11 protein-coding genes are annotated in these 13,298 nt (G+C 66.6%); 7 read left to right on the top strand and 4 right to left on the bottom strand.

Features of this window, described 5'->3' with window-relative positions; genetic code table 11:
• Position 1 precedes the first annotated feature (1 nt).
• Entirely contained in the window at positions 2-925 is a 924-nt protein-coding gene (locus ABIC17_RS01190; protein ID WP_354278834.1) for an ABC transporter ATP-binding protein, read from the bottom strand.
• Positions 926-1,214: 289 nt separating this feature from the next.
• On the opposite strand from ABIC17_RS01190, the gene ABIC17_RS01185 reads away from it, so the two are divergent.
• From ABIC17_RS01185 to ABIC17_RS01155, 7 genes are all read left to right on the top strand, one after another.
• Positions 1,215-1,448, top strand: coding sequence for a zinc-finger domain-containing protein (locus ABIC17_RS01185; RefSeq protein ID WP_354278833.1), 234 nt, complete (start codon positions 1,215-1,217; stop codon positions 1,446-1,448).
• A 19-nt stretch (positions 1,449-1,467) separates the two neighbouring features.
• Positions 1,468-2,898, top strand: a complete 1,431-nt coding sequence (gene tldD / locus ABIC17_RS01180) for a metalloprotease TldD (RefSeq protein ID WP_354278832.1) — start codon at positions 1,468-1,470, stop codon at positions 2,896-2,898.
• 67 nt (positions 2,899-2,965) lie between these two features.
• Positions 2,966-3,907, top strand: coding sequence for a DUF5996 family protein (locus tag ABIC17_RS01175; RefSeq protein ID WP_354278831.1), 942 nt, complete (start codon positions 2,966-2,968; stop codon positions 3,905-3,907).
• 58 nt (positions 3,908-3,965) lie between these two features.
• Positions 3,966-5,117, top strand: coding sequence for a M42 family metallopeptidase (locus ABIC17_RS01170; protein WP_354278830.1), 1,152 nt, complete (start codon positions 3,966-3,968; stop codon positions 5,115-5,117).
• Positions 5,118-5,121: 4 nt separating this feature from the next.
• Positions 5,122-5,328: a putative signal transducing protein gene (locus ABIC17_RS01165; RefSeq protein ID WP_354278829.1), complete on the top strand. Its 207-nt coding sequence runs from the start codon at positions 5,122-5,124 to the stop codon at positions 5,326-5,328.
• Positions 5,329-5,735: 407 nt separating this feature from the next.
• Entirely contained in the window at positions 5,736-6,074 is a 339-nt protein-coding gene (locus tag ABIC17_RS01160) for a P-II family nitrogen regulator (protein WP_354278828.1), read from the top strand.
• A gap of 11 nt (positions 6,075-6,085) precedes the next feature.
• Positions 6,086-7,522: an ammonium transporter gene (locus ABIC17_RS01155; RefSeq protein ID WP_354278827.1), complete on the top strand. Its 1,437-nt coding sequence runs from the start codon at positions 6,086-6,088 to the stop codon at positions 7,520-7,522.
• Between the two features lie 107 nt (positions 7,523-7,629).
• Here ABIC17_RS01155 and ABIC17_RS01150 read toward each other — a convergent pair whose 3' ends face one another.
• Genes ABIC17_RS01150 through ABIC17_RS01140 form a run of 3 tightly spaced genes read right to left on the bottom strand, consistent with a single transcriptional unit; the run spans position 7,630 to position 13,218 of the window.
• A complete protein-coding gene (locus ABIC17_RS01150) occupies positions 7,630-10,878 on the bottom strand; it encodes an error-prone DNA polymerase (protein WP_354278826.1) in 3,249 nt (1,082 codons plus the stop codon).
• Entirely contained in the window at positions 10,875-12,455 is a 1,581-nt protein-coding gene (locus ABIC17_RS01145) for a Y-family DNA polymerase (protein WP_354279412.1), read from the bottom strand. The genes ABIC17_RS01150 and ABIC17_RS01145 overlap by 4 nt, the downstream gene beginning before the upstream one ends.
• Positions 12,349-13,218, bottom strand: a complete 870-nt coding sequence (locus ABIC17_RS01140; protein WP_354278825.1) for an ImuA family protein — start codon at positions 13,216-13,218, stop codon at positions 12,349-12,351. Before ABIC17_RS01140 ends, ABIC17_RS01145 begins: the two co-directional genes overlap by 107 nt.
• Between the last annotated feature and the right edge of the window lie 80 nt (positions 13,219-13,298).

Below are 13,298 nucleotides of genomic sequence, written 5' to 3'. Positions count from 1 at the left end.
GTCAGGCGTTCGCTGCCCTCGTCAAATTCAGGAACACGTCCTCCAGATCAGCCTCGCGCGTCGACACGTCGACGATGCCGTAGCCGTCCGCCTGCACCGCCGCGAGCACTTCGCCCGCGTTGACCTTGTCCTTGGCGTAGGTGATCGCGAGTGTCCGATTGCCCTTCAGCTCGATCTTCTGGAAACAGGCGTTGGCGGGCGGGACCGCGACGTCGCGGTCGACCGTCACCTCGACCATCTTCTCGGTCGCCTTCGCCAGCAGGTCGCGCGTCGGTTCGTTGGCGATCACCTTGCCGTGGTTGATGATCGCGATCCGGTCGCACAATTCCTCGGCTTCCTCGAGGTAATGCGTCGTCAGCACCACCGTCACCCCCGCCTCGTTGAGCGAGCGGACATAGGCCCAGAGTTGCTGGCGCAGTTCGATGTCGACGCCCGCAGTCGGCTCGTCGAGCACCAGCACGGGGGGCGAATGGACCATCGCCTTGGCCACCATCAGGCGGCGCTTCATGCCCCCCGACAGCGTGCGCGCATAGGCATTGGCCTTGTCCTCCAGATGCACCGCGCGGAGCAATTCCATCGAGCGGCGCTTCGCCTTGGGGACGCCGTACAGCCCGCCCTGGATCTCGAGCGTCTCGAACGGGGAGAAGAACGGGTCGAACAGGATCTCCTGGTTGACGATCCCGATCGACACCTTGGCGTTGCGCGGGTGCTGGTCGATGTCGAAGCCCCAGATCGACGCGGTCCCGCCGGTCTTGTTGACCAGCCCTGCGAGGATGTTGATCAGCGTGGATTTTCCCGCGCCATTGGGGCCGAGCAACCCGAAGATCTGGCCGCGCGGCACGTCGAACGACACGTCGTCGAGCGCCTGTTTGCCGCCTTTGTAGGTCTTGCTCAAATTGGCGATGGAGATGGCCGCTTCCGTCATGCCGGTTGCTGTACGGGGGCGGGGGGCTGGCGGAAAGGGGGAAACCGTATGTCAGGCGCGCGTTTCCCCTTCTCCGTTCGCGCTGAGTAGCGACCGAGTAGCCCCCGCTTGGGGGCGTATCGAGGGCGCGTATCGAAGCACGGTTGCGCGCGATGTCCTTCGATACGCGCCCTCGATACGGCTTCGCCTACTCGGTCGCTACTCAGGACGAACGGGAGGTGGGTAGGAAGATCATCCCCCCACCCAAACACCCGTTGAAGCTTCCCCCCCGGCTTGCTATCGCGACCGCATGATCGCCCCGCCCGAAATCCTCCGCGTCACCCACGCCCGCAACCTCTGCGACGGCGCGACCGACATTCCTGGCGGCGCGAGCCTCGGGCATCCGCGCGTCTTTCTCGAGATCGACGAGACCGGCTATGTCGATTGCGGCTATTGCGACCGCCGCTTCATCCTGATCGGCGGACCCGCCGACGGAGTCGATCAGGCGGGCTTGCACGATCATGGGGATGGCGCAGGCCGCTGAGCCTCCTATATTCGGGGGTATGACGAGTCCCGCAGACCCCCGCGCTTTCCTCTATCATGACGGACAGCTGTCCCCCGACGAGGCCCAGGCCCTTACCGCTGCCGCGCTCGGCAAGGCCGATGACGGCGAGCTTTACCTGCAATATCGCAAGTCCGAGGCGTTCGGCTTCGACGATGGTCGGCTGAAGACCGCGAGCTACGACACGCATTCGGGTTTCGGTCTCCGCGCGGTGTCGGGCGAGATGACCGCCTTCGCGCACGCCAACGAACTGAGCGCCGCGGCGATCAAGCGCGCGTCCGAGACGATGGCGCTGATCGATCCGTCCGCCAGCCCCAAGGCAGCACCACCGCGCGCGACCAACCGGCATCTCTACACCGACGCCGATCCGCTCGACCTCATCCCCTTCGCCGACAAGGTGAATCTGTGCCAGACGATCGACGCCGCCGCACGCGCGCGCGATCCGCGCGTGGCGCAGGTGTCGGTATCGCTGATGGGCAATTGGAACGTGGTCGAGATCGTCCGCGCCGATGGCTTCATGGCGACCGACATCCGGCCGCTGGTGCGGCTCAACGTGTCGATCGTGGTCGAGCAGAACGGCCGTCGCGAGACCGGCAGCTTCGGGATCGGCGGGCGCTATCTCTACACCGACCTGATGGAGTCCGCGACGTGGAACCGCGCGATCGACGAGGCGCTGGCGCAAGCCGTTGTGAATCTTGACTCGGTCGCCGCGCCCGCGGGTGAAATGACCGTGCTGCTCGGGCCGGGCTGGCCGGGGATTTTGCTGCACGAGGCGATCGGCCACGGGCTCGAGGGCGATTTCAACCGCAAGGGCACCAGCGCCTTCTCCGGGCGGATCGGCGAGCGTGTCGCCGCGCCGGGCGTGACGGTGGTCGACGACGGGTCGATCGCGGATCGCCGCGGGTCGCTGTCGATCGACGACGAGGGCACGCCGACGCAGGAGAACGTGCTGATCGAGGACGGGATTCTCAAGGGCTATATCCAGGACCGGCTCAACGCGCGGCTGATGGGCGTCGCGCCGACCGGCAACGGGCGTCGCGAGAGCTTCGCCCACGCGCCGATGCCGCGGATGACCAACACCTTCATGCGCGGCGGGAATGACGATCCCGCCGAGCTGCTCAGCCGAGTCAAGTCGGGCATCTTCGCCAAGGCGTTCGGCGGCGGGCAGGTCGACATCGTGTCGGGCAAGTTCGTTTTTTCGTGCACCGAGGCGTATCGCATTGAAAACGGGAAGATCGGCGCGCCGATCAAGGGCGCGACGCTGATTGGCGACGGGCCGTCGTGCCTGACCAAGGTCGAGGGGATCGGTAACGATTTCGCGCTCGACGAAGGCATCGGCATGTGCGGCAAGGGCGGGCAGAGCGTGCCGGCCGGCGTCGGGCAGCCGACCTTGCTGGTTGGCGGGCTGACCGTTGGCGGGACGGCGATGTAACGGACAACGGGCGGTTTTTCCGTCACCCCGGCGCTGGCCGGGGTGACGCCGGGGTAGGATGATGACGATGCCGACAGTGTCCCCCTGGCCCGAACTCGACTGGACCGCATGGCGCGAGACCGCGATCGGGCTTCAGCTTCGCACGCAGATCATCGGCAAGGTCCGGCTCGCGCTGACGCCGTGGCTCAACCATAGCTGGCATGTGCCGTTTTATGTTTCCGTACGGGGGCTTACGACCTCGGCGATCCCTGTCGGCGAACGGATTCTCGAGATCGAGTTCGACCTGCTCCACGATCGGCTGATCTTCATGACCAGCGACGGGCGCAGCCGCGGGATCGAGCTTCGCGCCGGCAGCATCGCGGATTTTCATAAGACGGTGGTCGCCTGCCTGACCGAGCTCGACATCCCCGCGACCTTCGATGGCACCCCGAGCGAGATGGCCGACGTGCCTCCCTTTGCGCAGGATGACGCCGAAAGGCCCTATAATGCAGACGCCGTGCGCGCGTTCTGGCGCGTTCTGATCCAGGTTTCGCGCATTTTCGGTCAGTTTCGAACAGGTTTTACCGGCAAGGCGAGCCCGGTGCACTTTTTCTGGGGCAGCTTCGATCTGGCGGTCACGCGTTTCTCGGGTCGCGATGCACCGACCCACCCGGGCGGCTTCCCCGGCCTCCCCGATGCGGTGACGCGCGATGCCTACAGCCATGAGGAAGCGAGCGTCGGCTTCTGGCCGGGGAGCGATGCCTATCCGCATGCCGCCTTCTACGCCTACGCCTATCCGGCGCCCGACCAATATGCCGAAGCGAAGGTCAGCCCGCCAGCGGCGGAATGGAACGCGGGGCTGGGCGAATTCCTGCTCCCTTATGACGCGGTCCGTACCGCGCCCGATCCGGATGCGGCGCTGCTCGCCTTCTGCCAGTCGACCTATGATGCCGCCGCCGATCTTGCGGGGTGGGATCGCGCCGCGCTCGACTGCGCACCGGGTCGTGCAAGCATCCCTCGCGCCGTCTGATCGCTTGCGTCGGGATCCACCGCCTGTAACCATGCGGCTGGATCAGAGGGTGTGTTTGATGAAGAAATTCCTGCCTGTTTTGATGGCTATGGCGGTTGTCGTCAGTCCGGTTGCGGCACAATCGGGCGACCGCACGCAACGTTTGCTCGGCGAGCTGGCCGATGCGCCCGGCCCGCCCGGGTTCGAGGAAGCGGTCCGCGCGGTGATGGTGCGCGAACTCAAGCCGCTGGCGGACAAGGTCAGCTATGACGGCGTTGGCTCGGTGATCGCGCAGCACGGGTCGAGCGGGCCCAAGGTGATGCTCGACGCGCATATGGACGAACTCGGCGGGGTGGTGCGGCGCGTGACGCCGACCGGCTATCTGTCAATGCAGATGCTCGGCGGCTGGCTTGACCAGGCGCTCCCCGATCAGCGCTGGATCATCATCGGCAAGAAGGGGCCGGTCCATGCGGTCACCGGGATCCGCGATATCCACGTCGTCCCCGCCGACGAACGCAGCAAGGTCTATCCGCGCGACACGCTCTTTCTCGATGTCGGCGCGAAGACCCCAGCGGAGGTGGCGGCGCTCGGGCTGTCGCCGGGCGACCCGGTCGTGCCGGATTCACCCTTCACGGTGATGGGCAAGGGCGATCGCTATCTGGGCAAGGCGTGGGATGACCGGGTCGGGCTCGCGGTGATTATCGAGGCGCTGCGGCGGCTTCGCAGCACCGGCCACCCCAACCAGTTGTTCGTCGTCGCGACGGTCCAGGAGGAAGTGGGCCTGCGCGGCGCGCGGACGTCGGCGGATCTGATCAAGCCCGACGTGGGCATCGCGATCGAAGGCGGCATCACGGGCGACAGCCCGGGGCGCAACCCGGAGGAGACGCAGGCGGTGCTCGGCGGTGGGCCGGGCATCTTCCTGTATGATTCGAGCACCCTGCCCAACCGCAAGTTCGTCCGGCTGGTCGACGAGACCGCGCAAGGCGCGCGCATCCCGCTCCAGCACGATCTGGTTCAGGGTTACGGTGACGACAGCGCGGCGATCCAGGCGACCAACGGCGGCGTGCCGACGGTCAACCTCGTCGTTCCCGCGCGCTATACGCATGCGCATAACGGGATCATCGATCGCGCGGATTTCGACCGGATGGTCGACCTCGTCGTCGCGCTGATCGGCAAGCTGGATGCGAAGACGGTCGCGGATCTGCGCGACTTCACCCCGGGGAAGGAATGACGGCATGAGCCTGGTCGAAGTCGGGCGCTTCGGGCGCAACGAGGCGTATATCGTGATCGGACGGTTCGAATCCGAGGGGATCATGGCGATTGCGCTCGACGGGAATGCGAGCATCGCGGACGGGAGCCAGTATCTGATTCCGGTCCGGGTGATGGTGGATGATGAGGATTTCGAGGTCGCGCGGGAGATTTTGGGGGCGGACGCGGGGTGAGGTTGTTGCGTCTGCGTTTGGTACCGTGCGTACGCCTTTTGCGGGGTGCTCTGCGAGGCTCCCCCCACCCCCTACCCCTCCCCTGAAGGGGAGGGGCAAGAAGAGATAAGAAGCACGGGCAAGCCTCTCCCCTTTAGGGGAGGGGTTGGGGTGGGGCCGTGCAGCGCGCCCGGCGTGGGAGGCTTCGTGACGCACCGCCGCACACATGGTTCTCGACTGCACTAGAAATCATAGCTTCCCTCAAACCCCAACCTGCCTCATTTTCAGGCATCCGTTCGCACGTGCACATAAAATTTACGCAATCGTAACCCTATCGTCACGCCGCAACCGCGAAATCGCGTCGTTAACGATTTGGCACGTCGATTGCACAGCAGAACCCCAGGACCAATAAACAGGGGGGTTCGCGCATGAAGCTCGTCATAGGCATCATCAAGCCGTTCAAGCTCGACGACGTGCGCGAGGCGCTGACCGAGATCGGCGTGGCGGGCATGACCGTCACCGAGGTCAAGGGTTTCGGTCGCCAGAAAGGCCAGACCGAAATCTACCGCGGTGCCGAATACAGCACCAACATGGTCCCCAAGATCAAGGTCGAGGTCGTCTGCGGCAGCGATATCGCGTCGCGCGTGGTCGAGGCGATCCAGGCGTCCGCCAACACCGGCGCGATCGGTGACGGCAAGATTTTCGTGCTCGATGTCGGTCAGGCGGTTCGGATCCGCACCGGCGAAACCGACGAGACCGCGCTGTGAAGGGGGTAGAGATGAAGCCAGGAATCAAGACGGGTTTGGCGGTTCTGGCGGGGGCTAGCGTCTTCGCGGCACTGCCCGCCTGGGCGCAGGCTGCGGCCGGCCCGATAAAAGCCCCCGATGCCGCGCAGATGGCGACGATGGTCAACAAGGGCGACACCAGCTGGATGCTGATCTCGGCGGCCCTCGTGCTGATGATGTCGGTGCCCGGCCTCGCGCTGTTCTACGGCGGCCTGGTGCGCACCAAGAACATGCTGTCGGTGCTGATGCAGGTGATGATGATCGTCTGCGTCGCGGCGCTGCTGTGGGTCTCCTACGGCTATTCGATCGCGTTTACGTCGGGCGGCGAGAACCACTTCTTCGGCGGTCTTTCCAAGGCGTTCCTCAAGGGCGTTGACGGCACCACGCTGGCGGCGACCTTCTCGAACAACGTCTACATTCCCGAACTCGCCTATGTCTGCTTCCAGATGACCTTCGCGTGCATCACGCCCGCGCTGATCGTCGGCGCGTTCGCCGAGCGGGTGAAGTTCACCCCGCTGATTATCTTCGTGGTCGCATGGCTGACGCTGGTCTATTTCCCGATCGCGCACATGGTCTGGTACTGGGCTGGCCCGGATTTCCTTCCCGATGCGCAGACCGATGGCGGCTGGCTGTTCAACCTCGGCGCGCTCGACTTTGCGGGCGGCACGGTGGTCCACATCAACGCCGGCATCGCCGGGCTGGTCGGCTGCCTCGTGATCGGTCCGCGGCTTGGCTTCGGTCGTGAACCGATGCCGCCGCACTCGCTGACGATGACGATGATCGGCGCCAGCCTGCTGTGGGTCGGCTGGTTCGGCTTCAACGCTGGGTCCAACCTCGAGGCGAACGGCGTGACCGCGGTCGCGTTCATCAACACCTTCGTCGCCACCGCCGCCGCTGCCGTCTCCTGGGCAGTGATCGACCAGATCGTCCACAAGAAGCCGTCGCTGCTCGGCGCGGTGACGGGCGCGGTTGCGGGGCTCGTGGCGATCACCCCGGCTTCCGGGTTCGCTGCACCGATGACCTCGATCGTCCTCGGCCTCATCGTGTCGCCGATCTGCTTCATCTTCGTCACCTATGTGAAGGCGTGGCTGAAGTATGACGACTCGCTCGACGTGTTCGGGGTCCACTGCGTCGGCGGGATCGTCGGGGCGCTGGCCACCGCGATCGTCGCCGCACCGTCGCTCGGCGGCCAGGGCTATTTCGATTACACCAAGTTCCCCGCGGTCGCGGTTGCGGCGGCCGACTACAGCATGTCGGCGCAGATGATGAAGCAGCTGACCGCGGTCGGGATCACTTTGGTGTGGTCTGGCGGCGTCTCCGCCGTGCTGTTCCTTGCGCTTAAGTACACGATCGGCCTGCGTCCGACCGAAGAGGTCGAGCACAACGGGCTCGACATCACCGAACACGGCGAGCGCGCCTACAATTATTGACGAGATTGGCCGCCGGGTCGGTGACCCGGTTGGCCCCACGATGTTCCTCCTGCGGACAACCTTAGGCCGGTGCGGCAACGCACCGGCCCTTTTTTATGCGCGCGGGATCAGTGGAAATCGCGGGATTTGGGGACGATCCGAGCGTCGCGCGGATGCCGCGGCGGGACCGGACGGACCATTTCGTCCGCGCGCGCGAGCGGGACGCGGACCGCGGTGTCTTCCCCCAGCGTATCGAGCAGCGCGCTGCGGTCATGCACTCGGTTCGCCATCAGGTGGACAACGCCTTCGGGACTTCGCTGGACTTCGCCCTCGATCAGCATCAGCCGCGATCCCATCACCTGCGCGCGCACCGTCTCGAACAGTCGTGCCCAGATCACGACATTGGTCACGCCGGTCTCGTCCTCGATCGTGACGAAGATCGCATTGCCGTTCCCAGGGCGTTGCCGGATCAGTACGATCCCCGCTGTGTGCACGCGCGACCCGGCCTTGACCGCGCTGGTGCGCGCGCAACTGCTGATCCCTTCGTCGGTGAGCGTCGCGCGCAGGAAGCTCATCGGATGATCCTTGAGCGACAGCCGCAGCGTCTTGTAATCGACCACCACCTGCTCCGCCGCGCTCATCAGCGGGAGTGCCATGTCGGGCTCCTCCCCCAGTTCGCGCGCGCTGGCGGCGGCGAACAGCGGAAGCGCGGCATCGGGGGTGCGGCGGACTTCCCACAGGGCCTGCCGCCGATCGAGCGCGATCGACCCGAACGCATCGACATCCGCGAGCAGCCTGAGCGCGCGTTGCGGGAGCGCCGCGCGCCTGGCGAGCGCCTCGACCGAGGCGAACGGCCCACGCGCGCGCGCCGCGACCAGCGCGTCTGCCCAGGCGCGGCGGAACCCGTCCATCTGGCGGAACCCGAGCCGCAGCCCGAGCACGCCCGCCGCATCGGGTTCGAGGCTGTTGTCCCAGTCGCTCGCGTTGATATCGACCGGATGGACCGCGATGCCATGTTCGCGCGCATCGCGGACGATCTGTGCGGGGGCATAGAACCCCATCGGCTGCGCATTGAGCAGCGCGCAGGCGAACACCGCGGGCTGGTGGCATTTGATCCACGACGACACGTACACCAGCCGTGCGAACGACAGCGCGTGGCTTTCGGGGAAGCCGTAGCTGCCGAACCCCTCGATCTGCTGGAAACAGCGTTCGGCGAAGTCGCGATCGTAACCACGTGCCGCCATCCCCTCGACCATCTTGACGCGGAAGTCGTCCATTCCGCCGGTATGGCGAAAGGTCGCCATCGCGCGGCGCAGCTTGTTCGCTTCGACCGGGGTGAACGCCGCCGCGACGATCGCGAGCTTCATCGCCTGTTCCTGGAACAAGGGCACGCCGAAGGTCTTGCCGAGCAGGTCCTTCAGTTCGTTGGGATTGTGCGGCGGCGCGGGTGAGGGATAGTCGACCTTCTCGATCCCGCTGCGGCGGCGCAGATAGGGGTGGACCATCTCGCCCTGAATCGGCCCGGGCCGGACGATCGCGACCTGCACGGTCAGGTCGTAGAGCGAGCGCGGCTTGAGCCGGGGCAGCATGTTGATCTGCGCGCGGCTTTCGACCTGGAACACGCCGATGCTGTCGCCCTTGCACAGCATGTCATAGACTGCGGGATCATCCGCGGCGATGTCGACCTCGAGATCATGGTCGCCGAGCCCGTGCTGCCGCATCAGGTCGAAGCTCTTGCGGATGCACGTCAGCATGCCGAGCGCGAGCACGTCGACCTTCATCAGCCCGAGTGCGTCGATATCGTCCTTGTCCCATTCGATAAAGGTGCGGTCGGGCATCGCGCCATTGTGGATCGGGACGGTCTCGTCGAGCCGGTCCTGCGTCAGCACGAACCCGCCGACATGCTGCGACAGATGCCGCGGGAATTCGAGGATCTGTTCGACCAGCCCCTTCAATCGCGCGATCGCGGGGTTGGTGGGGTCGAGCCCGGCATCGGCATAACGCCGGTCCTCGAGCTTGCTCGCGAAACTGCCCCAGACGGTGCTGCCGAGCCGCGCGGTGACGTCCTCGGTAAAGCCGAGCACCTTGCCGACTTCGCGCACCGCGCTGCGCGGGCGATAATGGATGACGGTCGCGGCGATCCCGGCGCGGTGGCGGCCGTAGCGGCGATAGACGTACTGCATCACCTCCTCACGGCGTTCGTGCTCGAAATCGACGTCGATATCGGGCGGCTCGCTGCGTTCCTCGGACACGAAGCGCGAGAACAGCAGGTCGTGCTGGACCGGATCGACCGAGGTCACGCCGAGCAGGAAGCACACGATCGAATTCGCCGCCGACCCGCGCCCCTGGCACAGGATCGGCGGGGTCTGCGCGCGCGCGAAGCGGACGAGATCGTGGACGGTGAGGAAGTAGAAGGCGTATTTCTGCGACCGGATCAGGCGGAATTCCTCCGCGAGCAGCGCCTCGACCTTGGGGGACAGCGTTTCGCCGTAGCGCTGGTGCGCCGCCTCGAGCACGATATGCTCGAGCCAGTCCTGCGGTTCCCAGCCGTAGGGGATCGGTTCGTGCGGATATTCGTAGCTGAGATCGCGCAGCGTGAAGGTGATCCGGTCGAGGATCACGCGGCTCTGCGCGACCGCATCGGGGCAATCGCGGAACAGCCGCACCATCTCGTCGGCGGCTTTGAGATGCCGTTCGGCATTGGCGGCGAGGATCCGCCCGGCGGTGGTGATCGTCGTGCCGTGGAGGATGCAGGTCAGCACATCGTGCAACGGGCGTTGCGCCGGCCCAGCATAGAGCGCGTCATTGGTCGCGAGCAGCGGGACATGTGCCGCCTGCGCGACCGCCTGCATCCGCGCGAGCATCCGCCGGTCGCGCCCCTGCCGCAGCATCGTCACGCCGAGCCACACCCGATCCCCGCACGCGGCGCGGAGCCGTTGCAGAACGTGGAGATCCTGCTCCTTACCGAGCACGACCAGCAGCAGATCTTTGTGGTGATCGAGCAAATCGGCGAAATGCAGCTCGCAATCGCCCTTTTCGGCGCGCAGATTGCCCAGCGTCAGCAGCCGCGTCAGCCGCCCCCAGCCGAACCGCGTCGCCGGATAGGCGACGATGTCGGGCGTATCGTCCGAAAACACCAGCCGCGCGCCGACGACCAGCCGGAACGGCAAATCGGGCAGCCCCGCCGCCGCCGCCTCCTTGACCGCCGATTCGAGCGCGACATGCGCGCGGACGACGCCCGCAACCGTATTGCGATCGGCCAGACCGATCCCGTCGAGCCCGAGCCGAAGTGCTTCGGCAACCATTTCATGCGGATGCGCGGCACCGCGCAGGAACGAATAATTGCTCGCCGCGACCAGTTCGGCAAAACCCGTCATGCGAACAGGCCGTGGACATACCAGTCGGGATCGGGCTTCTCGCGATCGTACAGGCCGTGGCGGAAGATCCAGAAGCGCCGTCCGCGCGTATCCTCGACGCGGTAATAATCGCGCGTCAGCCCGGCGGCATCGATCCGCTTCCACCATTCGGCGGCGATCCGTTCGGGGCCTTCGAAGCGCGTCACGTCATGCAGCGTCCGCCGCCAGCGGAAGCGGTGCGGCGGGCCGTCGGGGACTTCGGCCATCACCTCGATCCGCTGCGGCGGATCGAACAGATGGATCGGGCGCAGCGGCGGCTCGCCCGGGTCGAGCGGTTGCCATGCAGGCACGGGCGCGGTCGGCGCGTCGAGCGCGGGGATGCTGAGCACGCCCTGTTCGGGAATATGGCTGTCGCGCGCGACGAAGCGCCGGATCCGCGTGCGCCCGACCCGCGTACTGAGCCGATCGACCAGCGCCGCCATCGCATCGTCGCCGATCGCACCGCCCTCGAGCTGCAATTGCGTCGGTGCGAGCGGCTCGATCCGCGGCACGACGAAGCGCAGCATGTCGAACCCGAAGCCGGGGTCGAGCGGATCGGCGAGCGCATCGATCCGCTCGCGGAACAGCCGCATCAGCGTCGGCGGGTCGCGTGCGGGGAGCCCCGTCTCGATTGCGAGGTCGCGCACTTGCCCGTCGCTGCGGAACAAGCGAACCGCAAAGCGCCGCCCGCCCTTGTGGCGCTCCGCCAGCGCCTGCGACGCCTCGGTCGCGAGATCCTCGATCACGTCGAGGACATGTTCGGTCCGCGCGATCGGTTCGGCAAAGCGGCGTTCGAAGAACATCGCTGGCAAGCGACGGCGCGGCTGGATCCGGCTGTCGAGATCGCCGAGCAGCCGTGCGAGCGTCTCGGTGGTTTCCTCGCCGAAACGCGCAGAGATCGGCGCGGACGGACGTCCCGCGAGATCGCCGAGCGTCTTCAATCCGGCGCGACGGAGCGCGACCAGCGTTTCGTCGGGCAACCGCAGCGCTGCGACATCGAGCCGGCGCAGCGCTGCCGTCTCGCTCGCGGCGGGCATCGTCTGGAACCGCGCGAGCGCCTGCGCGCCATCGGGGCTGCCCGCGACCGCATGGCGAAGCTGCGCGCCCCAGCTGGCGAGGCGCTGCTCGAGATCGGCGACCAGGCCGTCCTCGCCACCGAACAGATGCGCGCAGCCGGTGATGTCGAGCGTGATGCCGTCGGCTTCGTCGAGCGCCACCATCGGGGTGTAGCGTTCGCACAGATCCGCGATCCGCTCGATCCAGTCCTGGTCGGCGGCGGGCGCGGCATCGTGCGCCGCAAGATCGGGCAGGATCGCGCGTGCGTCCGCCAGCGCCATCCCCGGCGACAGGCCAAGCGCGTGCGCACGCGGATCGACCGCGGTGATCCGCATCGCGCCACGCTGCTTTTCGACGAAGACGAACGGTGCGTCGTCCCCCGTATCGACCCTGGCATTAGCCGACGCGGCGGAACCCCGGGTGCGGGATTGCCGGTCGCTCGACAGGAAGGGAAACCACAGTGCCAGATGCCGCCGGGCGGACTGTGGCGGCGATGATGCCAGAGTCTCGGCGAGGGTCTCGGGCGCCGTCATGGTCGGATCGACGCGGCGCACCCGCTGCGCGGAAGCTTGCTTGGTCACGGTCCCACTCCACCAGCCAGCGCCCGTCGCCGGGACGACCACGCTGGCGCAAAAGCGTTACATCGAGCACCGGATACCCCGGCGCGTTCGCCTCGAGCGGCGCGGACGCCGCGGCGCTGGCGGACCAGCGCGTATCCGCCGCACTGGGCGAAGGCTGCGCATCGATCCGCAGCAGCAACACCGTGACGCCGGAATTTTCCGCCGCCAGCGCAAGCCTGCGCCCCGCGGTCAGATCGAGCATGGCCGGGTTGCGGCGCATTTCGATCACCGCCACTCCAACCGCCGGACACCGCACCACATCCGCCGCCGCGCGGAGCACCGCGAGCGGATCGGGCAACACGCCCAGGATCAGGTGCGATGGGTCGATCCCGAGTTCGACCAGGCCACCCACATGAAGGACGCCCTGCTTTTCGGCCGCATCCTCGCGCAACCAGACGAGCGCCCCCCCCAGCCGAACCGCGAGCATCCCGACGAACCCCGCCGCGCACCCTGCATCCGCAGCGTCGTGCGCAAACACCTCATGCAACCGTCCGCGGGCCAATCCGCCGCCGATCGCCTGATCGATTCCGTCATGTCCCGTTCCCACGCGAACCGTGTCGACCGCGGATTCGCACAGCCCCTCGCGCTGCTCTATGGCGGCGATCTGGCGCTTCAAATGGCGCAACGAGGCGATCGACTCGGTCATATTTGTTCATCTTATGTTCCGTATCGCGCGGATCATGCGAGCGAGTCAACATGCTACGCGGGATGCCCCGGCGGATGGCC

Origin of the sequence: Sphingomonas sp. PvP056 (assembly GCF_040549155.1) — a bacterium.
GTDB lineage: Bacteria > Pseudomonadota > Alphaproteobacteria > Sphingomonadales > Sphingomonadaceae > Sphingomonas.
The sequence above is the reverse complement of the archived record's forward strand: the minus strand, read 5'-3'. Positions and strand labels throughout refer to the sequence as shown.